Origin of the sequence: Sinorhizobium numidicum, assembly GCF_029892045.1 — a bacterium.
GTDB classification, from domain to species: domain Bacteria; phylum Pseudomonadota; class Alphaproteobacteria; order Rhizobiales; family Rhizobiaceae; genus Sinorhizobium; species Sinorhizobium numidicum.
The window spans coordinates 1643000-1669270 of record NZ_CP120367.1 but is presented as its reverse complement, the minus strand read 5'-3'; the positions used below and the strand labels follow the sequence as shown (position 1 = coordinate 1669270).

At 61.2% G+C, this 26271-nt stretch carries 23 protein-coding genes; 15 read left to right on the top strand and 8 right to left on the bottom strand.

The window, feature by feature from the left end:
• Positions 1–4 precede the first annotated feature (4 nt).
• Positions 5–544 carry a hypothetical protein gene (locus PYH37_RS07950; RefSeq protein ID WP_280730886.1) on the top strand — a complete coding sequence of 180 codons (540 nt, stop codon included), beginning with the start codon at positions 5–7 and terminating at the stop codon, positions 542–544.
• A 101-nt stretch (positions 545–645) separates the two neighbouring features.
• On the opposite strand, the gene PYH37_RS07945 is transcribed toward PYH37_RS07950, so the two are convergent.
• Positions 646–1794, bottom strand: a complete 1149-nt coding sequence (locus PYH37_RS07945; protein ID WP_280730885.1) for a hypothetical protein — start codon at positions 1792–1794, stop codon at positions 646–648.
• A gap of 429 nt (positions 1795–2223) precedes the next feature.
• Here PYH37_RS07945 and PYH37_RS07940 point away from each other — a divergent pair, with 429 nt between their 5' ends.
• From PYH37_RS07940 to PYH37_RS07925, 4 genes are all read left to right on the top strand, one after another.
• Positions 2224–3306, top strand: a complete 1083-nt coding sequence (locus tag PYH37_RS07940) for a substrate-binding domain-containing protein (protein ID WP_280730884.1) — start codon at positions 2224–2226, stop codon at positions 3304–3306.
• A gap of 261 nt (positions 3307–3567) precedes the next feature.
• Positions 3568–5871: an ABC transporter permease gene (locus PYH37_RS07935; RefSeq protein WP_425336079.1), complete on the top strand. Its 2304-nt coding sequence runs from the start codon at positions 3568–3570 to the stop codon at positions 5869–5871.
• Positions 5864–6661, top strand: a complete 798-nt coding sequence (locus PYH37_RS07930; RefSeq protein WP_280730883.1) for an ATP-binding cassette domain-containing protein — start codon at positions 5864–5866, stop codon at positions 6659–6661. The genes PYH37_RS07935 and PYH37_RS07930 overlap by 8 nt, the downstream gene beginning before the upstream one ends.
• Before the next feature lie 255 nt (positions 6662–6916).
• Complete coding sequence (locus tag PYH37_RS07925) at positions 6917–7873, top strand: S1C family serine protease (protein WP_280730882.1); 957 nt, start codon at positions 6917–6919, stop codon at positions 7871–7873.
• A gap of 27 nt (positions 7874–7900) precedes the next feature.
• On the opposite strand, the gene PYH37_RS07920 is transcribed toward PYH37_RS07925, so the two are convergent.
• From PYH37_RS07920 to uxaC, 6 genes are all read right to left on the bottom strand, one after another.
• Positions 7901–9364, bottom strand: coding sequence for a mannitol dehydrogenase family protein (locus tag PYH37_RS07920; protein ID WP_280730881.1), 1464 nt, complete (start codon positions 9362–9364; stop codon positions 7901–7903).
• 118 nt (positions 9365–9482) lie between these two features.
• The gene (locus PYH37_RS07915) at positions 9483–10316 is read right to left on the bottom strand and encodes an ABC transporter permease (protein WP_280730880.1); all 834 of its coding nucleotides are present in this window, start codon (positions 10314–10316) and stop codon (positions 9483–9485) included.
• A gap of 51 nt (positions 10317–10367) precedes the next feature.
• Positions 10368–11246, bottom strand: a complete 879-nt coding sequence (locus PYH37_RS07910; RefSeq protein ID WP_280730879.1) for an ABC transporter permease — start codon at positions 11244–11246, stop codon at positions 10368–10370.
• Complete coding sequence (locus PYH37_RS07905) at positions 11243–12349, bottom strand: ABC transporter ATP-binding protein (protein WP_280730878.1); 1107 nt, start codon at positions 12347–12349, stop codon at positions 11243–11245. Before PYH37_RS07905 ends, PYH37_RS07910 begins: the two co-directional genes overlap by 4 nt.
• A gap of 87 nt (positions 12350–12436) precedes the next feature.
• A complete protein-coding gene (locus PYH37_RS07900) occupies positions 12437–13612 on the bottom strand; it encodes an ABC transporter substrate-binding protein (RefSeq protein WP_280730877.1) in 1176 nt (391 codons plus the stop codon).
• 159 nt (positions 13613–13771) lie between these two features.
• A complete protein-coding gene (gene uxaC, locus PYH37_RS07895; protein ID WP_280730876.1) occupies positions 13772–15172 on the bottom strand; it encodes a glucuronate isomerase in 1401 nt (466 codons plus the stop codon).
• Between the two features lie 87 nt (positions 15173–15259).
• Between uxaC and PYH37_RS07890 the strand changes: the two genes are divergently transcribed.
• The 10 genes from PYH37_RS07890 to PYH37_RS07845 all read left to right on the top strand — a co-directional run bounded on the left by PYH37_RS07890 (position 15260) and on the right by PYH37_RS07845 (position 25589).
• On the top strand, positions 15260–15982 hold the full coding sequence (locus tag PYH37_RS07890; protein WP_280730875.1) for a GntR family transcriptional regulator: 723 nt from the start codon (positions 15260–15262) through the stop codon (positions 15980–15982).
• Between the two features lie 72 nt (positions 15983–16054).
• Positions 16055–17242 carry a mannonate dehydratase gene (gene uxuA, locus PYH37_RS07885; protein ID WP_280730874.1) on the top strand — a complete coding sequence of 396 codons (1188 nt, stop codon included), beginning with the start codon at positions 16055–16057 and terminating at the stop codon, positions 17240–17242.
• A gap of 273 nt (positions 17243–17515) precedes the next feature.
• A complete protein-coding gene (locus PYH37_RS07880; RefSeq protein ID WP_280730873.1) occupies positions 17516–18580 on the top strand; it encodes a glycosyltransferase family 2 protein in 1065 nt (354 codons plus the stop codon).
• Between the two features lie 301 nt (positions 18581–18881).
• Positions 18882–20141, top strand: coding sequence for an ABC transporter substrate-binding protein (locus PYH37_RS07875; protein WP_280730872.1), 1260 nt, complete (start codon positions 18882–18884; stop codon positions 20139–20141).
• Positions 20142–20231: 90 nt separating this feature from the next.
• Entirely contained in the window at positions 20232–21155 is a 924-nt protein-coding gene (locus PYH37_RS07870; RefSeq protein ID WP_280730871.1) for a carbohydrate ABC transporter permease, read from the top strand.
• 1 nt (position 21156) lies between these two features.
• Positions 21157–22026 (top strand): carbohydrate ABC transporter permease, encoded by an 870-nt coding sequence (locus tag PYH37_RS07865; protein WP_425336049.1) that lies wholly within the window; start codon positions 21157–21159, stop codon positions 22024–22026.
• Between the two features lie 4 nt (positions 22027–22030).
• The gene (locus tag PYH37_RS07860; RefSeq protein WP_280730869.1) at positions 22031–23092 is read left to right on the top strand and encodes an ABC transporter ATP-binding protein; all 1062 of its coding nucleotides are present in this window, start codon (positions 22031–22033) and stop codon (positions 23090–23092) included.
• Positions 23079–23846 carry a formylglycine-generating enzyme family protein gene (locus PYH37_RS07855; RefSeq protein ID WP_280730868.1) on the top strand — a complete coding sequence of 256 codons (768 nt, stop codon included), beginning with the start codon at positions 23079–23081 and terminating at the stop codon, positions 23844–23846. Before PYH37_RS07860 ends, PYH37_RS07855 begins: the two co-directional genes overlap by 14 nt.
• Positions 23825–24817: a ScyD/ScyE family protein gene (locus PYH37_RS07850; protein WP_280730867.1), complete on the top strand. Its 993-nt coding sequence runs from the start codon at positions 23825–23827 to the stop codon at positions 24815–24817. Before PYH37_RS07855 ends, PYH37_RS07850 begins: the two co-directional genes overlap by 22 nt.
• Before the next feature lie 97 nt (positions 24818–24914).
• The gene (locus tag PYH37_RS07845) at positions 24915–25589 is read left to right on the top strand and encodes an HAD family hydrolase (RefSeq protein WP_280730866.1); all 675 of its coding nucleotides are present in this window, start codon (positions 24915–24917) and stop codon (positions 25587–25589) included.
• Positions 25590–25655: 66 nt separating this feature from the next.
• Here the strand turns inward: PYH37_RS07845 and PYH37_RS07840 are convergent, their stop codons facing one another.
• Entirely contained in the window at positions 25656–25847 is a 192-nt protein-coding gene (locus PYH37_RS07840) for a DUF2735 domain-containing protein (protein ID WP_280730865.1), read from the bottom strand.
• Positions 25848–26271 lie beyond the last annotated feature (424 nt).

The window sequence follows — 26271 nt, the reverse complement described above, 5'->3', positions numbered from 1 at the left end:
AGCGATGACTGCCAGTGAGAGCGGCCGTTACTGGAGGAGCCTTGCCGCCCTCGCGATCGTGCTGCCGACTGCAATCGCCGTGCACTCCTGGAGCAGCCTCAAAGAGTGGCGGGCCCGTCACGGCGGTACGCCGGCAATTGCCGAGACCGGCCAGGCAGGCGCTTATGCCGGCGCGCAATGGCGCCTGGTCAATCTGAAGCGCCTGCCTGGACCGTCCGATGATGCCAGGGTGATCCTCGTCGAATTCGAGGCCCATCTCGATGATCCGGCAGTCCTCTCCGAAAGCCCCTGCCAGGTGCGGCTGACGGATGCAGCGGGGCGCCAATGGGAACCGGTGCGCATGACGGAGGCAATCGTCCGCAAGATGTATCCGGAAGCGGCCGAACGGCCGCGTTGCAGTGCGACGGCATCTGCCGGCGCGGGCAAGGGAGCCATGGTCAGAATGGCCGAGAACTTCATAGTCCCGGCCGGCGCAAAAGATCTGGCGCTCGTGATTACCATTGTGGGCGCCCGGCCGAAGTCCCTGCTGCTCAAGTGGACGTAGCAGGAACGGCCTTCGCCGTCTGTGTCCTGACGGCGTGCTCCAGCATGGCCGCTAGAAGGGCGATCCGCACGGCATCGAGCAGGATGCCGCCGTCCAGATCGCTAGGGCTGCCGATGAAGACGCTGACGATATCGAAAAGCAACTTGCCATGTATCGAGGTCCGGCGCGTTGAGCAAGCGCGTTGCGCCGAACCAGAGCCAGGCTCCCATCCAGCCGATCGTGCGATAGGCGACGATGAAAACAAGCAAGCTCGCAACGCCAGAACCAAGCGTCAGCTTCAGACAGGTCCACACGGGACCATAGCGTGAGCGATAATCGCTGATGAAATGGTTGACGAAGTCGCCGATCCATTTGCGCCATGTCTTCGCACGCGAATTCATCGGCGCGACCGGCTGGTTTGCACTGGAGAGCTCGTATCCATTGATGATCGCGGCCATGACGAGCCAGACGATCGGCAGCAGCGCATAAAAGAAGAGGTTCTGCGCCTGCGTCGTCAAGTCCGGTCTTTGCAACTCAACGGGTGTGAAAGTCTCTGCCGCCTGCGCGGCAGAGATGAGCAGCGATCCCATACTAATGCTCAGTTCACCAAGAAGCGGACCGGCTCCGAGCCAGGAAATGAAAGCGTCCTTCCAGACGCTGAGCCCGTAAAGGCCGATGAAGATCCAGCTCGCATCCGCAGCGACGATTAAGAGCCGCCAATAGGGTGAACGGGCGCGCTTGTTCATGTGCTTGGCCAACCAGCGTACCAGCCAGCAGGCCGCAATCGAAAGCAGGAGGCCCTGCGAACTCGACAGGTCGAGGAAATGAGCCTTCTCGCCGAAGGCAACGTTGCTCAGCGCCATTCTGGAGTATTCGCGCACCGTGTCGCCGAGGAAGCCCCACGCGGCGTAATAGGCAAAGAAGGGAAGGATAGCGGCCGCGGTGATGGCGAGCATGTGGTCGTTGACGGCTCTTCTCGCGTTCGATGGGCCGGGAACAGTCGGTTTCTGACGTAATGCGTCGAGCGCCGGCAATCCCGGTCGCAGCGCTACGAACATCATCACCACGACAACGAGCCTGGAGAGGACGACGAGTGACAGGATAACCATGCCGCCGAGCGGATGGCGCAACCCCGTGCCGACGGCTGCCTGAAGAAGGAGATCACGCAGGATATAGCCGGCGGCGCCGATAAGGAGGAGCTGCGGCCAGAAGCGGGCGAGCAGACGGCCGGTCAACGCGAAAGGGTTGAGAATATCTGCGAGGTTCGTCATGACCAATTGATACTTGCAAGATGTGGTCAGCACAACATGGCGTAGTGTTAAGAAGCGTGGCAGCCGGCAAAGAGCTTTCGACGCAACTGTTCTCGGCTAGCGTAAGCAGAGGCTGACGGCCGACACGCGGAAACGGCTTGGGAACGGCATTTGACGCATTAAAGGCGATCGAGCCCGGCAAACAGGGCGAATTCGGCATTTACTTGCACCAGGATTGCGCAGAAAATCACGGAAATGGGAGGAAGCCGTCGGCGCCCCTCTCGACGGCTGCGCTCGACAGGCTTTCGCCCGTTGGTTTTAGAGCGGGAAGAGGAAAGTGTGTGCGTTTTTTTGCGCCCGCATCCCGCTCCAACTTATCAGAGTCGATCACGTTCATCGTTTTGGGTCGTTTGCGCCCAAAATCCTGGTGATCCAATGGGAGGAGCAACTATGAGGCGAATTTTGTTCCACACGGTCTCGGCCGCGGCGTTGTCACTCGGCGTCTCCTGCGCATTCGCGCAATCGGGCAGCGTCGAAAAGGCGGTCGGCGGCTATGATTTCGACGAAGCCGCCAAGGAGGCTCCGGGCACAAAGGACTTCCATTCGGCCGATGGTCACCTGACCTTTGCGATCGTGACGCACACGGCAGGCAACGGTTTCTTCGATCCTGTCTATGTCGGGGCGAAGGTCGCCGGCAACATGATCGGCGCCAGGATCCTTCTGCTCGGCTCGGAATCGCCGGTGGATGATCCCGCTCGCGAGATCGAAATCCTGAACCAGATCGTCCAGGATCCGACCATCGACGGCATTATCATGACGACACCGCAGGCCGGCGCGTATAACGATATCGTCAAGGCCGCCCAGAGTGCCGGAATCCCGGTCGCCACGACCAATTCCTTCGACCCTACGCTGCTTGATCGCAGCGGCATCAGCCACACCGGTCAGGACGCGTCGGCTGCCGCGATTGGCGGTGAGGCGTTGGCCAAATGTGTCCTGGAGAGCGGAAAGACCAGCGGTTCGATCGTGCTGCCCTCATCGACGGCGATGGGTAATATCGAGGTAAACAACCGCGTGACCGCCGCCTTCAACGCCATCGTCAAAACATTGAAGGATGCGGGCAAGCTCGAGGCTTTCAAGGTTGATGCCGGCCCGGAGAACGTCGGCATCGATACGAACCCTAATGACCCGGTGAATGCGCTCGTGTCGCTTTTCGAGTCGCGTGGCGACGTGGTCGGTGCCTTCACCGCCAACAACGTCTTCACGCCGCCGCTCGTCAAGGCGGTCGAGCAGATGGGCTGGACGAACAAGTTCTGTGCTTTCGGGTTCGATCTTGGTCCTGCGCAGCAGGAAGGCATTGCCGCAGGGAGCCTTACCGGCTCGCTGGGCCAACAGCCATTCCTGCAGGGCTTCTGGCCCGTCATGCAGCTCTATCTGGAGATCGACCGCGGCATTTCGGCAGCCAACCTCGACACGCGCGCTCAGCTCGTGACGAAGGAGACGGTGGAAAAGGTGGGCAAGCGTTTCGAGAACTGATTCTGTTCGAAACGCCTGCAAAAAAAGAGCGGGACCAGGAAAAGTGCTAGGCGACGTCCGCCTACTGCATTTTTCCTTAAATCGAAGCCGATTTAAGGAAAAAAACATGCAGCAATTCAAAGTGCTACAGCGACCCTCGTGCGTCTGAAAAGACGCACGGCGCTGTAGTCCCGCTCCACCTTCTGCAGTTGATGATGACGAGTTCGGATTCGTTTCAATCGCGTTCAGCGTGACAGGGGCGGAGGCGCGTATTTGGCCCGTATCGTGACGGCGAGGAGACAGCGAGGGAAATTCATCGGGCTGCCTACGACGACGTCGCTCGGCCGCGCGCCACCCCAACTGGCCGGCGGCTGGGAGGCCGGGCTCCTGGTCTTTCTTGTGCTTCTCTATCTTGGCGGAGCGGCCGTCAACCCGGCCTTCTTCGGCTCGACGGAGGCCTTCCATGCGGTGCTGCGCGATACGTCGCGCGTCGGGATCATCGCGGTTGGGATGACCTTCGTCATCGCTAACAAGGATCTCGATCTTTCCGTCGGTTCTATCTACGGCCTTATCGCTGTTGTCTTCGCCAGGCTTTTTGCCTCGAGCTCACTCGATCTCGGCGTCGCCGCGTCGGTCATCCTTTGCGTTCTCCTCGGAACGGCTATCGGCCTCCTCAACGGCTTGCTCGTCACTGTGCTGAGGGTGCCGGCATTCATTGCGACGCTGACGATGCTCTTCATCGGGCGCGGGTTCGTCCTCGCGCTGACCCATGGCCAGGCGATCTATTATTCAGACAAGGCGAGAGAATACCCGCTCTTTTTCCGCCTGGGTGAGACGAATATCCTCGGCTTCAATAACCAGATCGTGATTTTCATCGTCGTCGCAGTAATCTGCGCTTTCGTGCTCGCCAAGACCCGCTGGGGCTACGAGACCTTCGCCACCGGCGGCAACGAGCAGGCTGCGGTCTATGCAGGCATTGCCACGAACTGGGTGCGTGTGCGCGCCTACCTCATCTCGTCGCTGTCGGCGACCCTTGCAGCCCTCCTGTCGGCTGCGCAGGACAAGGGTGTGACCCCGCTCTATGGTGTTAGCTGGGAACTCACGGTTATCGCATCGGTCATCATCGGTGGCGCATCGATCCTAGGCGGGCGCGGCCGGGTGATCGGCTCATGCCTTGGCGCGGTGCTTGTCGTCCTGATCGACAAGGTGCTGCGTGAAGGATGGCCGATCACGCGTACCGTTGTCATAGATGGCGAGAGCATCGCGGTCAGCGCCAGGTACACGCTCCCGGCAGGAGCGGTGCTGGTTTTCCTCGGCCTCCTTCTCGTCAGCGCGGTTCTCATCGAGCCGCACCTTATTCGCCGCCAGCTCGCCGCCCGCTTCTGGGCCTGGCTTCGCGGTCGGCCGCCACCTCCCGCCCAGGAGATCGGCGGTGTCGCCCTTGAAGCTGCCCAGACCAAGGCGGCCATCGAGGCAGATATGCTCCTCTCGGCCACGACGATCGGCAGATTTCTCGCCCGCCGCGATGCACTTGCCATCATCCTAGCAGCCGTGCTCTGGCTGATCGGCTTGACACTTCGCCCCGACTACTGGTGGAGCCTCTCGAACACGTTCGCCATCCTGCTCAACTATACCGAGCTGGCACTTATCACGATCGGACTGACCTATGTGATCGCGGCCGGGGACATCGACCTGTCGGTCGGAGCGGTGCTTGCGCTTGCTGGCAGCACGGCGGCCTATTTCCTCAAGGTCCTTGGCGCCGACCCGCTTACTGCCGTCACGATGGGACTGCTTGCAGGGATGACGGCCGGCCTCGTCAACGCCCTCATCACGATCGGCTTCAAGCTGCCGTCCTTTATCGCCACGCTTGGCATGTTTTATATCGCCCGCGGGCTCGCCGCCTGGTTCGTCGCGGGTCGGCAACTGACCGGCTGGAGCGAGGCCTACAATCTCATCGGACGCAAGCTCAACGATGTCTTGCTCCATTTCGGTCTTTCCTTGCCGCCGGGGATCATTCGCACGATCACCGAGGTCGTCAGCGTCCAGACGCTTTGGATGTTCGCCGTCGCCGCCATCGCCGGCGTCGTCCTTGCTTACATGCCTTTTGGGCTGAAGGTCCGTGCCACGGGCGGTAACATCCGCGCGGCCGCCTATGCCGGCATCAACACCGATCGCGTGCGTTTCGTCTCGCTTATGTTGTCGGCGTTCTGCGCAACCATGGCCGGGCTCATCAACATCGCCTACTTCCGCAGCTTCAATCCGGTTGCCGGACAGTTCCGCGAGCTCGACGCGATTGCCTCGGTCATCATCGGTGGCGGATCGATCTTCGGCGGCCATGGCACGATGATCGGCTCGCTTGCGGGTGCGGCCGTCATCACGCTGGTGCGCGCGCTCCTCCAGCTCAATGTTCAGGGCTTCAGCATGCCCCAGCACTGGATCAATGTCTTCATCGGCGTCATCCTGATCGTAGCCGTTCTGATCGACATATGGCTGCGCCAGGCGAACATTCTCGGGCGCCTCAGAGCCTGGCTCATGAGCGGCTCACGAACAAGGCGCTCGCAAACACGGGAGAGCACGCATGGCTGATGCGACATTACCCGAGCCTATTGTGGAGATGCGGGGTATCGAAAAGGCCTTCGGTGCCGTGCAGGCGCTCCGCAAGGTCGATCTCGCACTTTATCCCGGCGAGATACTCGGTCTCGTCGGCGACAACTCGGCCGGCAAATCGACGCTCATGAAAATCCTCACGGGGGCCTATCAGCGCGACGCCGGCGAGATCCTGGTTGCCGGACAAGCGGTTCATTTCAAGAGCCCGCATGAGAGCCGTGATGCCGGGATAGAGATGATCTACCAGGACTTCGCGCTTTGCGGCAACATGGACGTCGGCCAGAACATCTTCCTTGGCCGCTGGCCGCTCAAGGGTCCCTTTGTCGATCGGCGCAAGATGTATACGGAAGCCGATAGCGTGCTGAAGCGGCTGAAAGTGGACGTGAATTCCGTCTATCAAAAGGTCGAGAGCCTGTCGGGCGGGCGCCAGCAATCGGTCGCGATTGCGCGGGCGATCTCGTTCGAGCCGCGTGTCGTCATCCTTGACGAGCCGACCGCCAATCTCTCGGTAATGGCGACCGAGCGTTTGCTCGAGACCATGCTCGAGCTGAAGCGACAGGGCGTGGCCCAGATCATCATCTCGCACCGGCTTGTTGACATTTTTGCCGTCGGCGACCGCGTCATGGTGCTTAAACGCGGCGAGTATGTCGGCGACCGCTACATCAAGAATACCGACGAACACGAGGTCCTGGAGATTATCGTTTCCGGCACACTCGAAAACGCGCTTACCGCCGATGAGGCAAGAAAGATCCGCCCTGTTGCCGATTGACCTTTCAAGGAGCGCTGGTCCCGTTGGATCTCTCCCCCAGTTCGAAGGGAGCTCGCGCCTTTTGACATTGCAGCGGCGGCTTGAACGTACCCGCAGGCAATCATATCTCCTTTCTGGAAGACGGTGGCGCCGGCCGGGTTTCGAATGGCCGGCCATCTTGAACAAAGCCTGCGCACGCCGGTGACCGTCACACCTCCGGACGCTCGAAGAGATCACACACCCTTCCACTTGGTGTTGAGGCCAGAGGAACAGGTCATGGGCTATATCGACAAGGAAATTCACGCCGCAGCGGATGCCGAGCTGTTGGACGCCTATTCACGGACGGTGACCGATGTCGTCGATCGCGTCGGCCCTGCCGTCAGCCGGATCGAAAGGATCGGTGGCTATGGCGGCCAGGGCTCCGGGTTCGTCATTTCTCCCGACGGATTGATCGTCACCAACAATCATGTGGTCGAGAACGCGCGCGGCATTCGTCTCAAGATGCCGGACGGCTACAGTGGCGAGGGCCGCATCCTCGGCCGGGATCCCGATACAGATCTTGCCCTAATCAGGGCCGATTCGACCCTCAGCGCCTGGGCGCCGCTCGGCGATTCAAAAAACCTGAAGCGAGGTCAGATCGCGATCGCCATCGGTAACCCTCTCGGCTTCGAGTGGACGGTGACCGCCGGTGTGGTGTCGGCACTTGGACGTTCCGTGCGGGCCGCCAACGGCCGCCTCATCGACGACGTGGTTCAGACCGATGCTGCGCTCAATCCGGGAAACTCCGGCGGTCCGCTGGTGTCTTCGGCCGGGGAGGTCGTGGGCGTCAACACGGCCGTCATTCAGGGTGCGCAGGGCATAGCTTTTGCGGTTGCCTCGAATACGGCAAACTTCGTCATTTCGGAGATCCTTCGGTTTGGCCGCGTGCGCCGCGCCTTCATCGGCGTCTCGGTCGATACGATCGCCTTGCCGCGACGGGTGGCGTTGCGCGCAGGCGTCAGCGGCGAAACCTCAGTCAGATTGCGCCGCGTCGAGCCGGGCGGTCCAGCCGATCAGGCGGGTCTCAAAGAAGGCGACTTCGTACTCGCAATCGGCGGAACTCCCATTCTCGGCGTCGATGACATGGTACGGCTGCTCGACGGTGAGCGCATCGGCCAGGCGACGGAGTTTCTGATCTTCTCGGTTGCAAACGAGATCGAGCGGAAAACTGTCCTTCCGATCGCACGCCCGTAATGAGCTTACCTCGCGCGGCAGCGCGCCCTACCGCGCGTAGAAGCGAAGCGTTGCCGCCGATCCTTCTTCGAAGAGCCTGGTCAAAGCTTTGACAAGCGTCGCCCGGAACGGGCCGCTCGTCGAAAGATCGCTACCGAAGACATCCATCATGCCGAGAAACGCGTCGACCATCCGTTCCGGCTCATCAATTCCCCGGATAAGCTCAGCGATGCGGGCCGCGTGCGGGTCTCTGACGTCGATCGGTTTGCCGGATTCATCCACTCCGCGCGCATAGCGCATCCAGGCGGCAACGCCGAGCGCGAGGCGATCATAGCTTGCGCCTTGCGTCAGGCGGTCGCGGATCGTTGCCAGAAGGCGCTGTGGCAATTTCTGCGATCCATCCATGGCGATCTGCCATGTTCGGTGGCGAAGTGCCGGATTGCGGAAGCGCTTCAAAAGTTCCGCCCGATAGGCGGGAAGGTCGAAGCCCGGCAAGGGCGGCAGGGTTGGCGTGACCTCTTCACGCATAAGACCTTCGATGAGAGGCTCCATGCCAGGAAGGCTCATTGCGTCGGCTACCGTTTCGGCGCCCGCCAGATAGCCGAGATAGGCAAGCGTCGAATGGCTACCGTTCAGTAGCCGAAGCTTCATCATCTCGAAGGCGGAAACGTCATCGACGAAGGTTGCTCCGACCTTTTCCCAGTCGGGTCGGCCAAGCGGAAATTCATCCTCGATGACCCATTGCCGGAACGGTTCGGTGACGACCGGCCAGGCATCGGAGGCCCCAAGCGCCGCAGCGATTTGGGCTCGATCAGTGTCGGTCGTTGCCGGCACGATCCGGTCCACCATGGTCGACGGCGAGGCAACGCGGCTTACAAAATCTCCGAGTGCCGGGTCACGAAGCTCCGCGAAGCGTGTGACGACGCGTTTCAGCACGTGGCCGTTGGAGGGGAGGTTGTCGCAGGAAAGCAGCGTGAAGGGGGGAACGCCGGCGCTTGCTCTTCGTGCGAGTGCTTCGACGATGAAGCCGACAGCCGATTTCGGTCGTGCATGGTTGCGTAGGTCGTGGGCGACATCCGGGTGGTTCTCGTCCAGCATGCCGGTTGCCGGATTATGGCAATAGCCTTTCTCCGTGATCGTCAGCGACACGATCCGCGTGGCCGGGCTAGCCATCCGGTCGAGAACGGCTTGCGGATTTTCCGGCGCACAGAGGAGTTCGACGACACTGCCGATCACCTGCAGTTCCTCTCCACTGCCGTCCTGTACCTTCAGCGTATAGAGCCCATCCTGGGGAGCCAGTGCATCCCGCGTCTCCGGGCTTCGGAGCGAGACGCCGCAAATGCCCCAGGACGGATCACGCGCAAGCACCGCATCGGTGAAAACGGCCTGATGCGCCCGGTGAAACGCGCCGATGCCGAGATGGACAATGCCAATGGCAATGCTGGCGGGATCGTAATCCGGCTTTATGACTGTTGCCGGCAGGCGGTCGAGGGTCTGTCGTGAAAGGCGCATCAGGAGACCTGCTGTTTCTCAGATCGCGATGGTTTTGGTTCAATCACCCAAAATCATGAAAGCGATCGTTTTTGATGAAAGAGAGCGGAATGCGGGCGGAAAAACGTGCACATTCTTCCTATCCCGCTTTCGCGCGCGCGACGATCTGCGTCGGGCTTACGAATTGCAGTGCGATTACCAGCCAAATTAAGGTGGTGATCATGTAGACAACCGCCATGGCGTCGATCGACTGTGAAGCGCGAACGCCCGAGGCGAAGACGGCATAGTAGAGCGAGACGACCAGGGTCTGCGTCGTCGGTCCGGCGATCAGGAAGGTGAGCTCGAACATGGCGATCGTGCGCACAAGGACGAGGAGCAGTGCCGCCAGCATGCCCGGCAAGAGCAGCGGCAGGAGAATGCGCAGGAAAAGGCTGGTCGTGCCGGCGCCAAAGACGCGCGCAGCCGCCTCTATACGGGGATCGATCTGTTCGATGAACGGGATCATCACGAGGATGACGAAGGGCAGCGAGGGAACGACGTTGATCAGCACGACGCCCCAGAAGGTGCCGCCAAGTCCGAGCCGATAGAGGACGGTGGCAAGCGGAATGCCGTAGGTGAGCGGCGGAATGAGCAGCGGCAGCAGAAAGAGAAGGATGATCGCACGCTTGCCCGGAAAATCCCGTCGCGCCAGCGCATAGGCCGTGACGACCCCGATCAGGCCGGAAATGAGGACGACGGTGAATACGATCTCGAAGGTGACGAGGACGACGCTCGAGAGTTGAAATTCGCTCCATGCATCGAAATACCAGCGCGTCGTCCAGCCGGCCGGAAGCCAAGTGCCGAGCCAGCGCCTCGCAAAGGAGTTCATGATGACGGCGGCGATGACGCCGAGGAGATTGAGCACGAATAGGCCGGCAAGGGCCCAGACGGCGAAGCGCCATAGTTTGGAGGCGGGACCCTGGTCTCGGATCATGGCGTCACTTCCCCGAAAAGCATTGTCGTTGCGTGGTCGCGTTGCATCGCATCATCCTTTCGTACCGCCCGCCGGTCCCCGATAGAAGAGCGAACGCAGGCCCAGTACCGCCACGACGACGACAAGTTCGACGATGCCCATGATCATGGCGATCGCTGAGCCCATGGAATGGTCGTATTGCTCGAAGGCAGCCTGGTAGGCAGCGATTGAGATCACCCGCGTCGGGCCCGCAGGCGCACCAAGGAGGACGGCCGAAGGAAAGACGGCGAAGGCTTGCACAAAGGCAAGACAAAAGGTGACCGCAAGACCAGGCACGAGAAGCGGCAGGAAGATCCGCGTAAAGCGCTGGCGCGGTCCGGCCCCGAGCGTTGCTGCCGCCTGTTCGATCGCCGGGTCGATGCCGGTCACGTAGGAAAGCGTCAGAAGGAAGGCGAAGGGAAAGCCGGTGATCAGCAGCGACGCGAAGACGCCCCAATAGTTATTGGTAAGCTTCACCGGCCCTTCAAGGAGACCGATGAGGATCAATGTGCGGTTGAACCAGCCTTGAGGGCCGAGAAAGGTCAAAAGGCCATCGGCCACGAACACCGTGCCGAGGGTGATGGGGAGCACGAGGATCGTGGTCAAGAGCCGCTGGCGGCGCATCAATCGAACCCGAAAGGCGATCGGCAGCGCTAGCGCCAGATTGACGATCGTCACGGGTAGCGCAAGCCAGAGCGTTGCGGCGATCGTTGCATACTGGAAGCGATCGGTGAAGAACCGGGTGTAGTTCGAATACCAGGCACCTTCGCGCGGCGTAAGCGAATCGACGATGCCGTAGAAAAACGGGTAGACGAACAGTGCCAACATGACGAGAAGCCCGGGCAGTACGAGCAGCGTTGTTGCATCGAAGCCGTGGGCGGCCAGCCTCAAGCGAAGGGAGGGCCTGTTCATTCCCCGTGCCCCTTGAAGACGAGGGCTCTGCCGTCAACCGGCCGCAGCGTCGCGGCAGCCCCGCGCGGCAGCGCATTGTCGGCGCGGAAATAGAGTTCCGATCCGTCGCCGGCATGGGCCATGCCAAAAAAGGCGCGGCCGCGATATTCCATATTGTTGACCGTCACCGCGATGCCGTCGCCGCCCTCGACCGCCACCAGATCTTCCGGCCGCACCGAGAGGATCGCGGCGTCTCCGGGCCGAAGCGGCTCGCGCGGGGTTCCCGTCAGACGTGCGCCAGCCGCTTCGATTTGCGCTTCGCTGCCGGAAACGGAAAGCACCCGCCCGGCAAGCCGCGTGCGAAAACCCATGAAGTCCGCCACCTCGACATGGGCGGGGCGCTGGTAGAGGTCTTCCGGCGTTCCGATCTGCATGATCCGGCCCTGGCTCATCACGACGATGCGGTCGGCGAGCGAGAGCGCTTCGTCCTGATCATGGGTCACATAGATGGTGGTCGAGCCGATCTGGTCGTGGATGCCGCGGATTTCCGCGCGCATCTCAAGTCTGAGCTTCGCGTCGAGGTTGGAAAGCGGTTCGTCCATCAACACGATGGGAGGGCGAATGACCACGGCGCGGGCGATGGCGACCCGCTGCTGTTGGCCGCCCGATAATTGGCCAGGCAGCTTGTCGCGCTGCGAGCCGAGGCGAACGAGGTTGAGGGCGTCGTCGATACGCTTTTCCGCCTCGGCGCCGCGAACACCCTGCATCGCAAGCCCGAAGCCGACATTGCGGCGCACGGTCATGTGCGGGAAGAGGGCATAGCTTTGGAACACCATGCCGAAGCCGCGCTTTTCCGGTTCGAGCTGGTCGATGCGTCGCCCCCCAAGACGGATCTCGCCGCCCGAGAGCGGCAGGAGGCCGGCGACGCAGTTGAGAGCGGTCGACTTGCCGCAGCCCGATGGGCCGAGAAGAGCGATGAATTCGCCCGGTTCGATAGTGAGATCAATCCCGTCGAGGGCGTTGTAGGCGCCGAACGAGCGGCTGAGGCCAGCAAGCTCCAGGCGCTCGCCTTGCTTAACGAGGGGCGCCTGTCTTGCGTTTTGCACCGGCAGAGTCAAGTTCATCGTCTCCCATTCATCATGCGCATCGGGTCACCTGCGTATTCGATCGGGCGCGGGCGGCCGTCCACCTGCGCCCGATCGATCGCTGGCTTAGCCCTTGGATGCGCCGATCTGCTCGTCCCAGATGCGGAAAGCCTCGACGATCTTGGCCGGTTCGAGTGGAACCTCGAGCGGATTGTTGGCAATCCAGTCTTCATATTCCGGCCGGCCGAACTCGGCGATGGCGTCCTGGCTCTCCTTCGGCGCCATATCGAGCGTGACGCCTTTTACCGCGGGACCGGGATAGAAATAGCCCTCGTCGTAGGCGATCGCCTGCTGCTGCGGCTGAAGGATGAAGTTGATGACGTCGAGAAGCACGCCGACCTTCTCGTCCGAAACGCCCTTCGGGATCACCGCGTAATGCGCATCGGTCACCCAGTGGAAGCCTTCGAGCGTGCCGACCTTCGCCTCGGCCGGAACGATACCGAGGACGCGCGGGTTGATGTCCCAGCCGGTGGTCGTAACGACCATGTCGCGGGTGCCTTCGCCGAGTTCCTTCATCACCTGCGTCGTGCCGGTGCCGTAATACTCGATGTTCTCCCCGAGGGCCTTCAGGTACTCCCAGGTCTTGCTCCAGCCATTGACCGGGTCCCGCGGATCGCTGTCTCCGAGAATATAGGGAAGCCCCATCAGGAAGGTACGGCCGGGACCGGAATTGGCGGGCCGGGCGTACATGAAGCGGTTCTTGTTGGCCTTGGTCCATTCCAGAAGTTCGGCCGCCGTTTTCGGGGGCGCGGGAACGCGCTCCGGAATATATTCGATCAGCGGACCTGAGGGATAATAGGTGATGACGACGCCCTGATCCTTCGCAAGCCCTTGCATCTTAAAGGCCTGCGGCAAAAGGATGCTCTGAAGATCGGGCAGGGCCGCCTTGTGCGGGGTGAGATCGATCCATAATCCCTGGTCGAGCCCCGCAGCAAGAGCGTCGGTGCCGGTCAGCACGAGATCGATGTCGACCTTGCCTGCCGCCTGTTGCGCCTTGATCTTTGACGGTAGCTCCGGAGCCGGCGCCTTGGTGAAGGCGAAGTTCGAGACCCATTCAGGCTTCGCTGCCGCATAGTTCTCGAACATGCCCTGCGTCAGGGCAAGATTGCCAGCGACATCAACGACGGTGATCGTGACGGGGCTTGCCGGGGCTTTTGCCTGCGACCAGCCGCGGCTGGGGATCAGGCCAAGTCCCGCCATGCCGGCGACACCGCCGACAAAGGTTCTGCGTGTGATCTGCATTTTCGTTCTCCTCCTTGTTATGCCGGACGCCTCCCATGCGGCCGGCCCCTACAGCGCCGTGCGTCTTTTCAGATGCACGAAGGTCGCTGTAGCACTTTGAATTGCTGCATGTTTTTATCCTTAAGTCGGCTCCGATCTAAGGATACAGGCAGTAGCGGCTCACAAGCGATAGCCTCGCTTGGCGAGCCCGTAGGCAAGCTCTCGTGCGAGATCGTGTGCCTCCTCCTCGTCAAGACGGTGATCGGCAACCAGACGGGCAAGGTACGCGCAGTCCACCCGCCGCGCCATATCGTGCCGCGCTGGAATTGACAGGTAGGCGCGGGTATCGTCGTTGAAGCCGACGGTGTTGTAGAAGCCGCAGGTCTCCGTGGTTGTCTCGCGGAAGCGACGCATGCCTTCTGGACTGTCGAAGAACCACCAGGCGGGCCCAAGTCTGAGCGCGGGATAGTGGCCGGCCAGAGGTGCGAGTTCGCGCGAATAGGCCGTCTCGTCGAGGGTGAAGAGGATCACCGTCAGCGACGCATCGTTTCCAACGGCGTCGAGCAGCGGTTTCAGATCGTGCACGTAGTCCGTCGCCTTCGGAATGTCGGCACCCTTGTCGGGCCCGAAATCGGCAAACAGCGACGGGTTGTGATTGCGGTAGGAGCCGGGATGGATCTGCATCACGAGGCCGTCCTCGGTGCTCATGCGGGCCAGCTCCGTCAGCATCTGGCCACGGAACGCATAGGCTTGCGCCGGACCGGCCGTTCCGGAGAGAGCCTCGTCGAAAAGGCGCGCCGCATCCGCGGCTGAAAGGTTTTCCGTGTGGGCGCTCGGGTGGCCATGATCGGTCGCGGTTGCACCGTGTGCCTTGAAGAAGGCGCGCCGCGCACGATGGGCATTCAGATAGCCGGTCCAGGTCGCCGGCTCGCCGGTCATCGCCAGCAGTTTCTCGACATTTTCCAGAAAACCGCGGGCTTCCGGATCGACCACCGCATCCGGCCGATAGGTGGGCACAACTCGGCCGTGCCATCCCGAGCGGCGAATGGCATCATGATGGGCGAGATCATCGAGCGCTCCATCGGTCGTGGCGATCACCTCTATGCCAAATTTGTCGTAGAGCGCCCGGGGGCGCAAGGCAGGTGTTGCGATCGCCTCGGCGATGCGGTCGTAGAGCGCGTCGGCATTGGCCGGTTGAAGCCTCTCCGTGATACCGAAGATGGTTTCGAGGGAATGTTCGAGCCAGAGGCGCGTCGGCGTTCCGGCAAATAGATGGAAATGGCTGGCGAAGAGCCGCCAGATCGCGCGCCCCTCGACAGCTGCGCCTTTTCCGTCGCGACGTCTGACGCCGAGATCCTCCAGCCTGACGCCTTGCGAATAGAGCATGCGCGTCGCGTAGTGGTCCGGGGTGATGAAGAGTGCGGCAGGGTCGGGGAAGGCCTGGTCCTCGGCATACCAGGCGGGCTCGGTGTGGCCGTGCGGAGAGATGATCTTCAGGTCGGCGACCGACTCGAAAAGCCGTCGGGCAATCGCCCGCGCTTCGGGTTCAACCGGAAACAACCGATCGGGATGCAATGCCATTTGTTCCGCCCCTCCCGCGCCCATATTGGCAACATGAATGAATTGATATACTAGTATCCAAAATCGAGTCAACCGACGGAATCCTTCATGTCGCAACGCCAGCGCCGGGCCGTATCGTCGCCCTCACTTCGATCGTCGGGCGGCGTGAAACTTCGGCGGGTGACGACATCGTCGGCGATCTACGATCAACTCCATGCCGCGATCGTTTCGTTGCAGATGAAGCCGGGCATGGCGCTGCAGGAAAAGCGCATTTCGGAGGAGTTCGGCGTCAGCCGTACGCCGGTGCGCGAGGCGCTGCTGAGACTCGCCGAAGCCGGTCTTGTCGAGATCTTTCCGCAGTCGGGGACCTTCGTGTCGCGAATTCCCGTCGCCGCCATTCCAGAAGCGGTCGTCATCCGCAAATCGCTGGAGGGCACTACGGTAAAACACGCCGCGGAAGTGGCGAGCGCCGGAGATATCGCGCGGCTGGATGCCATCATCGCCCGTCAGCGCGTCCATGCCGGCTTGAACGAGACGTCGCTCTTCCACGAGCAGGATGAGGCCTTCCATGAATCGATTTCGGCGATTGCCGGTTATCCGGGGGTCTGGACGATCCTGAGGACTGTAAAGCTGCAGATCGACCGTGCTCGCCGTTTGACCCTGCCGGTGCTTGGCCGGATGAACAGCGTCATCGAGGAGCATATGACGATACGCGATGCGATCGCCGCCCATGATAGAGAGCGCGCGCACGCTGCCATGATGCATCACTTGAGCGCCGTCATTCCTGACATCGATGAACTGCGGCTGCTCTATCCGGGCTATTTCAGCTGAGGCGATCTCGGTGGCAACCATTCATGTGATCATCCAAATATCCGAGGAACTTGCGGGGAAGGACAGGTAGCGATGCGGCAGGGTTGGAGATGGTTTGGGCCGGATGCGCCCGTGACGCTCGATGACGTCCGTCAGGCGGGGGCAACAAATATCGTTTCGGCGCTCCATCAGGTGCCGATCGGTGAGGCCTGGAGCGAACGGGACGTGCGCGAACGCCAGGCGCTCATTGAAACGACGCCGGCGGGTCGCGTTCCGCTCACCTGGTCCGTCGTCGAGAGCATTCCGATCCCGGATGCGGTCAAGCGCACCGGGAAAAAGGCAAAGGCTGAGATCGAGGCCTGGATCGCCAGCCTCGAGGCGGTCGCCGCCTGCGGCATTCGGATCATCTGCTATAATTTCATGCCGGTCGTCGACTGGACCCGGACGGAGCTGGACTTCATCACGCCGACCGGAGCGACCGCGATGCGATTCGATCACGAGCGTTTTGCCGCTTTCGATCTTTTCGTTCTGGAGCGCCCCGGAGCCGAGGCAGACTATTCACCGCAAGACATGGAGCGGGCGCGGGCGGTGTTCGATGGCATGACGAAGGAGGAGGTCGCAGAGATCACGCGCATCATCACTTCGGCTCTGCCTGGTTCGACTACGGAGCCGTTGACCATTGCAGCTTTCCGGGAACGTCTTGAATCCTATCGTGGTGTGGATTCGCGCCGGTTTCGACAGCATCTGATCGAATTCCTGGAAGCGGTCACGCCCGTGGCCGAAGCGCGGGGCGTCAAGCTCACCCTGCACCCGGATGATCCGCCGCGGCCGCTTTTCGGCTTGCCGCGCATCGCCTCGACAGCCGAGGACTACGCTCAGCTCTTTGATGCGGTGCCGTCGCCGGCAAATGGCATGTGCTATTGCACCGGCAGCCTTGGCGTGCGCGCAGACAACGATCTGCCCGAGATCGCGGGCCGTTTCGCCTCGCGCATCCATTTCGCTCATCTGCGTGCAACCACGCGCGAGGGAGATGGTCGCAGCTTCCATGAGAGCGCGCATCTGGAAGGCGACGTCAACATGGTGGACGTCCTGAAGGAACTTGTTGCCGAGGACAAGAAGCGCAGCGCTGGCGAGACGATCGTGTTTCGCCCGGACCATGGCCATCGCATGCTGGACGATCTGAAAAAGACCGTGACGCCGGGCTATCCGGCGATCGGTCGTCTGCGTGGTCTTGCGGAACTTCGAGGCATTCTCCACGCCCTCGGTGCACCGCCGACCTGACCTGCAATTTTTGCGGGAGAGCGCCGTTTTTTCGGCTCAAATGCCGCGCCGATGAGCCGCGCGCTTTCATAACCGGTCATTCAAATGCCATAAAGCTCGCCACGCTCGCCGCCACGAAAATAGATCAAGCATGATCCCTGTCCGCTCGCCCAGTGAGAGCGGCACGGAACGTTGTCGCCGCCTAAAGGGCAGCGCGCCCGCAACGGGCATCATCCAAGGACCCGAATGAGAAGGTTCGCCGCGACCAAAGCATAAACTGCGAGGTTCAATGCGATGCATTTCACCAAAGACCGTCTTCCAGTCTCGATCATCATAGCGAACTATAATTATGCGCGCTTTCTGAAGTGCAGCATCGAAAGCGCCCTTTGCCAAAGCTACGACAAGGTCGAGGTGATTGTCGTCGATGACGCATCGACCGACAATTCCGCCGAGGTCATCGCCTCATACGGATCTCGGGTGAAGGCACGCGTGAGAGAGGAAAACGGCGGCCATGCCGCAGCCTTCAATACCGGTTTTGCTGCGAGCCGGGGCGAGATCGTCCTTTTTCTTGACGCCGACGATTACCTTTATCCGAACGCGGTCTCCGAAATAGTCGATGCGTGGAATGAGAATACCGCCCAGCTGCAGTTCAGATTGCACATCGTCGACGAAAGCAAAGAGGTGCAGGACGTCTTCCCGCCGCCGGAGGTTCCGTTTGATTCCGGTGACGTCACGCCGCAATTGCTTCGCCGCGCGCGGTATCAGACGACGGTGACGAGCGGACTGGCCTTCAGCCGATCGGCGTTGGACGCCATCATGCCCATACCGCCGGAGGATTTCCGGCAGGGCGCAGACGGCTATCTGGTTACCTTGGCACCTCTTTACGGGAACGTGGCGTCGATCGATACGTGCCTTGGCGCTTACCGTATGCACGGAAATAACCATTCCATTTTTGCCGAGAAGCTCGGTCAAAGGGCCCGCTGGCGGGTGGAGCATGATTTCCATCGGCTCGAAGCTTTGTCGGAACAGGCGGCCGATGTCGGCCTCACGGTGCCGGCGGATGCCAATCTGCGAGACCCGATCCATCTGGAGGAACGTCTGGCTTCCTTATGTGTAGACCGCCAACATCATCCGGTCGCCGACGATTCGAGGCTCTCGCTCGCCGCAGCCGGCGCGGTTGCCAGCATGGAGATGAACATATCTTTGCGCCGCAGAGCGATGCTCGCTGCCTGGTTCCTGTCCGTCGGCCTTCTTCCCCAACGCATGGCAAAAGCAATCCTTTCCTGGAAGCTCGTCGCCTCCTCTCGGCCCGCTTTCCTTGCGCGGGTGTCAAAAACGATCCGCTACGTCATGGGTTGACGGACCGCCCTTTCGGCGCTCCCGGCCGCGTTCAGCAGCGCAGCCGTTACCATTTGCCGTCCGGCCGGACACTCCGTCGCCGGCATGGAGATGCAATCGTAGCAAATGCTAATACAACCTCTCTAAAAAGTATTCGATGTGATAGATTGAGGGCGGGAGCAGCGTCGGCTTTGGAGGCGCCGTTTCCTTCCGCCCTTTCGCACTTCGGTACGTATGGACGTTGCGGCAGCCTCCGCCAGGCGACAGGATAGGGCCCTTTGTGAAACGGCCCTGGCCATCAGCTCGAAACGGGAGGTGTACAATGGTTCGTAAACTGTGTCTCACCTTGGCAATCGCAGCCTCGGCGCTTGCGATCAGTTCGGCCGCCTGGGCCGACATCACGATCCTCGTGCCATCGGGGAGCGAAGGTGACGGCCTTAGGGCCGCAGCCGCCGACTATGCGAAGATCAAAGGCACGAAGGTGGAGGCCGTCCAGGCGCCCTATGCCAACGTGTTCGAACAGGGCGCCAATGCGGGGGCCACCAAGTCCGGTGTCTTCGATATCATTTTAATGGACGATCCATGGATTCCTTTCTTTGCCGAGAATGGGCATCTTGAGGATCTCACGCCCTACTTCAAGAACGCCGGCCTGGAGGGGCCGGATAACGATTTCCTTTCGAAGTCGCTGGCGATCTGCCGCAATCCTTATAATACCGGGCCCTATGTCTGCCTGCCCTATGTCGGAAATGCCCAGATGTTCTTCTACGACGCGGCCAAGTTCAAAGAGACGGGCGTCGAGTCCCCGAAGACCTGGGATGACGTGCTGAAAGCCGCGAAGGCGCTGACCGAACAGGGCGGGGGCCGCTATTTCGGCTATGTCTTCCGCGGCGGCCAGGGTAATCCCGTCGTTGCCGATTTCATGCCGATCTTCTGGTCCTACGGCGCTGACATGTTCAACGCCGACCGCACGAAGGTAACGATCGACACGCCGGAAGGCGCCGCCGCCATGAAGACATTCATGGCTCTACGCGACGTTTCTCCGAAGGGGGTCGAAAGCTATAACGCCAACGAGGTCGGCACCGCGCTTGCCGCAGGTACCGCGGCCTCGTCGATCAACTGGCCGAACTGGGTTGCGACCTTCGAGGATCCGAGCCAATCGAAAATGGTCGGCAAGATCTCCTACAGCCCGATTCCGGCCGGCACCAAGCCCGGAAGCTCCGAGATCGGCCACTGGACCATGGGCATCATGTCGGCATCGAAGAACAAGCAGGAAGCCTTCGACTTCATGATTTGGGCGACCTCGCCCGAGCAGATCAAGATTTCCGCCGAGCGCGGCAATCCGCCCGTCAGGGCCTCGGTCTTCACCGATCAGGAACTGACCAAGCAGGAGAAATTCCGGCACTATCCGGTGTTGATGGAGGCAATCCAGGCCTCGACGCCGCGCCCCCGCCATCCGAAATGGCCGGAAATCGAAAATGCCTTCGGCATCGAGCTTTCCAAAGCTGTCGCGGGTACGATCACGCCGGAAGAAGCGCTGAAGAACGCGCAGGCGGCGGTCGAACAGATAACCGGTCTTAAATAGGTCGCTGCCCGTATCGAGCGGGGCATGCCACCCGCTCGATACGGGGACCGGAACAAGGGTGTGCGGACACGTGGGCCGCGGGAGGACCCGATGTTGAAGTCCGACAAAGGCACATCTGCCGCACCGCTCCGGCTGGGTTCCGGCCTGGAGCGTTGGGCGGAGCGTCATTTACGTTACCTCATGCTCGCGCCGACGGTGCTCATCCTTTTGGCGCTGACGATCTTCCCCAGCATCTACATGTTCTATGCGGCGGTTCACAGGATCAGTCCCAATCCCGACCTGCCCTGGGAGTTCATCGGCATAGGCAATTTCGCCCGCCTTCTTTCCGACGGGCAATTTCAGGTCGCCCTTCGCAACACGGCAATCTTCACGATAGTCGCGGTAACGATCGAATTCCTTCTCGGCCTCGGGCTGGCGATGCTGCTCGACAAGTACATTCGCCGCCTCACCTTCTTGAAGACGGTGCTGATGATTCCGATGATGTTGCCGCCGATTGCGGTCGCGATCACCTGGAAGCTCATCTACGAGCCGCAGTTCGGCGTCCTGAACGAGATCATGTTCCGCCTCGGTCTTCCCTTGCAGGCATGGGCGGGCGACGTGAACCTTGCCATGTTTTCGATCATCGTCGCCGATGTCTGGCAGTGGACGCCGTTCATATTCCTGTTGATGCTGGCCGGGCTCGCGAGCCTACCGGTGGAGCCCTACGAGGCAGCGGCGCTCGACGGCGCCTCTTCCTGGCGGCAATTCTGGGATCTGACGATCCCCTTTCTGAAGCCGGTCATCGCCATTGCCCTGCTGCTGCGCGTCATGGATGCACTGCGGCTCTTCGATCTCGTCTTCATTCTGACAGGAGGCGGCCCGGCAGACCGGACCAAGGTCTTGAGTCTTTACATCTATCAGGTTGCCTATCGCTTCGCCGATCCCGGCTACGCGGCGGCGATTTCGCTGTTCGTGCTCTTCGTGACGATCGTTCTCAGCACCTGGTTCATGAAACGCATGCGGCTGGCGGAGTGATATGCCGATGGCAACGACCATAGTAACACGCAGCCGCACAAGGGAGACGGTTCTCCGCCTGTCCGCTTATCTGACGATCTTCGTCGCGCTGGTCCTAACGCTATTCCCTGTCTATTGGATTGCGGCGAACTCGTTCAAGTTCGATATAGACATCTTCGCGGTGCCGCCCGAATGGGTGCCGCGAAATCCAACGCTGAAGCACTATGACGAAGCGTTCATCCAGCGGCCGTTCCTGCGCTATGCGTTGAACAGCTTCCTGGTTGCGGTCGGGACGACGACCATCTCCGTGATCTTCGGAACAATGGCCGGCTATGCGCTGGCGCGGTTCAGCTATCCCTGGCAATGGCGCAAGCAAATTTCGTTCTGGATTCTTTCGACGCGGATGATGCCGCCGATCGTCAGCATCATACCGCTCTACCTGTTCTTCAATTACTTCGACATGCTCAACACCAAGTCGGCGCTGATCATCGCCTACACGGCCTTCAACCTGCCGTTCGCGACCTGGATGATGAAGAGCTATTTCCAGGACCTGCCGGTCGAACTGGAAGAGGCGGCGATCGTCGACGGCGATACGCGCTGGGGCGCTTTCCTGCATGTAGCGCTGCCGCTTGCCCGGCCGGGGCTTGCGGCAACGGCGATCTTCTGCCTGATCATCTCCTGGAACGAGTTCCTGCTGTCCCTCATCATCACGCTTACCGAACAGTCACAGACGCTGCCGATCGGCATTGCCGGGCGAGTGACACAATACAGCACCTATTGGGGTGAAATCAGCGCTGCGGGTTTCATGGCCTGCGTGCCGATCGTCATCTTCGCCTTCATGGTCCAGAAGCATCTCGTCCGGGGCCTGTCCCTCGGTGCCGTCAAGGGGTGAGGCGATGGCGTCGGTGACCTTCAGCAATGTCTCGAAGAAGTTCGGCGAATTTGTCGCAGTCGCCAATTTCAACCTCGATGTTCGCGACAAGGAATTTCTCGTCCTGCTCGGCCCGTCGGGTTGCGGCAAGACGACGACCATGCGCATGGTGGCAGGCCTGGAGGAGGCAACCTCGGGCGACATCTACATCAACGACGACCGCATCAACGGCGTGCTGCCGAAATATCGCGACGTTGCCATGGTCTTCCAGTCCTACGCGCTCTATCCGCACCTGACGGTCGAGGACAATATCGGTTATCCGCTGAAGATCCGCAAAGTGCCGCCTGACGAATACAAGCGTCGGATCACTGAGGTCGCCCGGCGCGTCGAGCTTGATGGCCTCCTGTCGCGCTTGCCGAAGGAACTCTCGGGCGGCCAGCGCCAACGCGTAGCGCTTGCCCGTGCCATCGTCCGCACACCCCGTGTTTTTCTGATGGACGAGCCGCTCTCCAATCTCGACGCCAAGCTGCGCACGCAAATGCGCGCGGAATTGAAGCACCTTCAACACGAATTGCAGGTCACGACGATCTACGTGACGCACGACCAGATCGAGGCGATGACGCTCGCCCACCGGGTCGCAGTGATGAACAAGGGTGTTATCGAGCAACTCGGAACACCACGGGAAATCTACAACGATCCGCGCACGCTCTTCGTTGCCGGATTTATCGGTTCGCCGCCGATGAACCTCATTCCGGGAGACGTGAAGAACGGCATCTTTGCTAGCTCCGGCCTCAGGATAGGCGGCCTCGGCCGCACGGATCTCTCGCGCGCCATGCTTGGCGTGCGCGCGGAAGACGTCCATGTAGCGGGCTCTGACGACCCCGACGTCAATCTCGTCGCGCCAATCTATTCGGTGGAACTCACCGGCGAGAACACGCTGGTGAGCCTGCAGTTGGGCGGCCAGCTTATGACCTTGCGTGCCGACAAGAATTTCACTGGCCAGATTGACCAGCGGGTCGGCGTCAAGATCGCGAGCGACCGCGTGTTCCTGTTCGATGCGGAGAGCGAGCGTCGTGTGGATTTCTGACGTTTGGGCGGCGGTAGTCGTGTTGGCCGGGACAACTTCGGCTGCCGCCGCCGATAATGGCCCGATCGCCGGCAATCCGCTTATCGAAATCCCGGCCGGGCCGTTCGTTTTCGGTCGTGACGACGGCCCGGAAAACGAGCGTCCACGCCGTCTGCTGCAGGGTAGGGCATTTGCGATCAACCGCACCGAGATCACCAACGGGCAATATGCTCGCTTCGTAGAGGCAGCCGGTCATCGGCCGGCTTTCTACGCTAATCATCCGATCTTCGGGTTGGATGATCGGCCGGTCGTCGGTGTCAGCTGGGGAGATGCCGATGCCTTCTGCCGTCACTATGGCCTCGCTCTACCGTCCGAGCAGCAATATGAAAGGGCGGCGCGAGGGACGCGGGGGCACGCGTTTCCATGGGGCAACGCGTCGGGAGCGCGCGTACCGGCGAATTCCGGAGCAGACATTTGTTGCTCTGGAGATTCGCGCGACGGGTACCCGATGACGGCGCCGGCGGACTCCTTCGCGGACGGCGCAAGCAAGGAGGGCGTTCTCAACCTCCTCGGCAATGTCTGGGAATGGACGAGCGACCTCTATGCGCCCTACGGCAGCGCGGCAACAAACAGTGTTGGTCCGTATCGTGTGCTTCGCGGCGGCTCCTGGAACAGTGACCCGGGCCATCTTAGGACGACCTATCGTCTCGCCTATGATCCTGAATTCCGTTTTGCAGCCAATGGCGGGTTCCGATGCGTCCGTTCCGCGCCCTGACCGTAGCGCTCATCTTCATGGCTTCGTCGCTCGCCCGCGCCGAGCCGGTGGTCTCCTCTGGTTACAAGCTCGAGACCATCAGCTTGCCGGGCGCTGCCTTCGCGGGGCTTTCGCGCGACGGCGACACCCTGCTTGTCACCGATCTCGCAAGCGGGCGTCTCTACCGACGCGGCGCAGAGGGCAGGCTCATCGCCTTCGGCCCGATCTTTCCCCATGGCCGTGACGTGATCGGCGATCCGACGGGCCCCTATCGTGTCGTGCGCGTCGACGGCATGCTCGTTGCGGCTCAGGGCTGGACGCCCGTCAATTCCGACGAAAGCCCGCTGGACCACGCGCTGGTTGTGATCGACGGCGCTGACAGCCGTGTCATTAGCGACGATTTCTGGAACCCGTTCGATTTCGTCGCGACCGGTGGAGGCTTCTACGTGGTCGACTCGGCGCGAAACACGATCGAGCACGTGCAGGCGGATGGGCGGAAGAAAACGATCCTGACCTTCCGCCGAATTGAGCAGGCGCCTGAAGCGATGCGGCGCCTCTCGCCAACCGAGTTCAAGGAAGGCGGCAGCGTTGACATTGACGCCGTACCGACCGGTATTGCTCTTCGAAACGGCCGCCTCTACATCGCGCTTTTCGGAGGCTTTCCTTTCCTCCGCGGTGCCGGAAAGATCGTGTCGATCTCCGAGGCGGGCGGCGCATCAGAGCCGCGAGCCGACGTGCAAGACCTGAATGCGCCCGTTGCCATCGCCTTCGATAGTGACGGGGAGATGCTCGTCCTCGAACACGGGACCTACGATCAGAGCCAAGGTTTCCGCAAGGCGACCGGCCGCTTGCTCAAGTTCGAGGCAATGACGGGCCGGCGCCGGATCATCCTCGACGGCCTGACGCGGCCGGTATCTGTCCTTGTCTGGAACGGTGAACAGCTCGTCGTTTCCGACCTTTCCGGCAACCTGCATTTTCTAAGGCGTGAATAGGCTCGCGGACTGATGGCGTGGCCGGTCGCCCTGTTCTTGTCGGAACACCGCCCCATATCTGCAACGAACCGCACCACTGAAAAGCAGGAGAAACAGCATGCGCATTGAACCAGTTTTCCTGTTCGATCTGGATGGCACTCTCGTCGACAGTGTCTACCAGCATGTCCTTGCCTGGAAGGAAGCGCTGGACGAGGAGGGCATCGATCTGTCGGTCTGGCGCATCCATCGCAAGATCGGCATGAGCGGCGGCCTTTTTACCAACCAGTTGTTACGTGAGACGGGGGTGGACATCAGTGCCGAGCGCGTGGATCGTCTGCGCCAATGTCATGCCGCCGCCTATCGGCGTCAGGCCGACCGCATCAGGCCGCTGCCAGGCGCGCGCGAGCTCTTGTCGTGGCTCACTGACGCCAAGATTTCCTGGGCGATCGCCACAAGCGGGCGAATGGAAACCGCCGCGGTCAATCTTGCGGCACTTAACGTCGATCCGGCGGTAATCCCTGTCGTCACGCGGGATCTGGTGAAATATGCCAAGCCAGATCCGGACCTCTTCGTCGCCGCTGCCAAGCAGCTCGGCGCTCCAATCGAAACGGCGGTGGTCGTCGGCGACAGTATCTGGGACATGCTGGCTGCGGTGCGCTGCCGGGCGCTTGGAGTAGGCCTTCTAAGCGGCGGCTATGGGCTTGAAGAGTTGCGGCAGGCAGGCGCGTTTCGAATTTACGAGGATCCGGCCGACATGCTCAACCACATCGACGAGGTCGGCGGCCGCCGATGAGGGGATGGCGCAAGGAGGCTGTCGCACGCCTACACGAGAACGTCCAGGGAGTGGCTCGCTACGGATTCAGTGGGTTGTGCTCGTTTCCGCTCGAACTGCTTCTTCGTGATACCAGCAGCCGTCAGCAGCCTCGCACACATCTGACGTAGTGAGATCTGCTTTTGCGGAGGCTTCGCCGCGACGTTCCTCGACCTTCCTCGCAGGCCGTGCGGGGAACTGATAGATCTCAGCCGACTTGCGGTAAAAACTCGTGGCCATCTGTGGTCTCCCGTGAGTTCTACCCGGAAAGATAGTGCAGCGCGCGCGATTTTGCACATCATTTACGCGAAATGCCGAAAATACGATCAAATGAATGCCGGAATCGCGAGCATTCACCCTCTTTTTGCTCCGCAGTGAGTGCCTCGGTGCAAATTTTTAGGCAATCACCATCTTCGACCTGTTTCGTGGCTGCCGGTGAGCTCGCCTTGGCAGGAGGGCGGAGCGGGATGCATAGCAAAATCAACGCCGTGTCGAAGGCCTGAACCACCAGTGCGGTTCGGACGGGCGAAGTTTTTGAGCACGTCCACCGGTTTCGGCGACGAAGAGAACCGGACCGCATACTCCCCGCGTTCGAAAAAGAGTCCTGCCAGCCAGCGAATTGGCACGCTTGATGCTTGAAAGGTTCGATCCCTGGTGGTCGAGC

Coding starts and splice junctions, on each gene's coding strand:
- PYH37_RS07950 (WP_280730886.1), top strand. CDS start 5: ATGACTGCCAGTGAGAGCGGCCGTTACTGGAGGAGCCTTGCCGCCCTC.
- PYH37_RS07945 (WP_280730885.1), bottom strand. CDS start 1,794: ATGACGAACCTCGCAGATATTCTCAACCCTTTCGCGTTGACCGGCCGT.
- PYH37_RS07940 (WP_280730884.1), top strand. CDS start 2,224: ATGAGGCGAATTTTGTTCCACACGGTCTCGGCCGCGGCGTTGTCACTC.
- PYH37_RS07930 (WP_280730883.1), top strand. CDS start 5,864: ATGGCTGATGCGACATTACCCGAGCCTATTGTGGAGATGCGGGGTATC.
- PYH37_RS07925 (WP_280730882.1), top strand. CDS start 6,917: ATGGGCTATATCGACAAGGAAATTCACGCCGCAGCGGATGCCGAGCTG.
- PYH37_RS07920 (WP_280730881.1), bottom strand. CDS start 9,364: ATGCGCCTTTCACGACAGACCCTCGACCGCCTGCCGGCAACAGTCATA.
- PYH37_RS07915 (WP_280730880.1), bottom strand. CDS start 10,316: ATGATCCGAGACCAGGGTCCCGCCTCCAAACTATGGCGCTTCGCCGTC.
- PYH37_RS07910 (WP_280730879.1), bottom strand. CDS start 11,246: ATGAACAGGCCCTCCCTTCGCTTGAGGCTGGCCGCCCACGGCTTCGAT.
- PYH37_RS07905 (WP_280730878.1), bottom strand. CDS start 12,349: ATGAACTTGACTCTGCCGGTGCAAAACGCAAGACAGGCGCCCCTCGTT.
- PYH37_RS07900 (WP_280730877.1), bottom strand. CDS start 13,612: ATGCAGATCACACGCAGAACCTTTGTCGGCGGTGTCGCCGGCATGGCG.
- uxaC (WP_280730876.1), bottom strand. CDS start 15,172: ATGGCATTGCATCCCGATCGGTTGTTTCCGGTTGAACCCGAAGCGCGG.
- PYH37_RS07890 (WP_280730875.1), top strand. CDS start 15,260: ATGTCGCAACGCCAGCGCCGGGCCGTATCGTCGCCCTCACTTCGATCG.
- uxuA (WP_280730874.1), top strand. CDS start 16,055: ATGCGGCAGGGTTGGAGATGGTTTGGGCCGGATGCGCCCGTGACGCTC.
- PYH37_RS07880 (WP_280730873.1), top strand. CDS start 17,516: ATGCATTTCACCAAAGACCGTCTTCCAGTCTCGATCATCATAGCGAAC.
- PYH37_RS07875 (WP_280730872.1), top strand. CDS start 18,882: ATGGTTCGTAAACTGTGTCTCACCTTGGCAATCGCAGCCTCGGCGCTT.
- PYH37_RS07870 (WP_280730871.1), top strand. CDS start 20,232: ATGTTGAAGTCCGACAAAGGCACATCTGCCGCACCGCTCCGGCTGGGT.
- PYH37_RS07865 (WP_425336049.1), top strand. CDS start 21,157: ATGCCGATGGCAACGACCATAGTAACACGCAGCCGCACAAGGGAGACG.
- PYH37_RS07860 (WP_280730869.1), top strand. CDS start 22,031: ATGGCGTCGGTGACCTTCAGCAATGTCTCGAAGAAGTTCGGCGAATTT.
- PYH37_RS07850 (WP_280730867.1), top strand. CDS start 23,825: ATGCGTCCGTTCCGCGCCCTGACCGTAGCGCTCATCTTCATGGCTTCG.
- PYH37_RS07845 (WP_280730866.1), top strand. CDS start 24,915: ATGCGCATTGAACCAGTTTTCCTGTTCGATCTGGATGGCACTCTCGTC.
- PYH37_RS07840 (WP_280730865.1), bottom strand. CDS start 25,847: ATGGCCACGAGTTTTTACCGCAAGTCGGCTGAGATCTATCAGTTCCCC.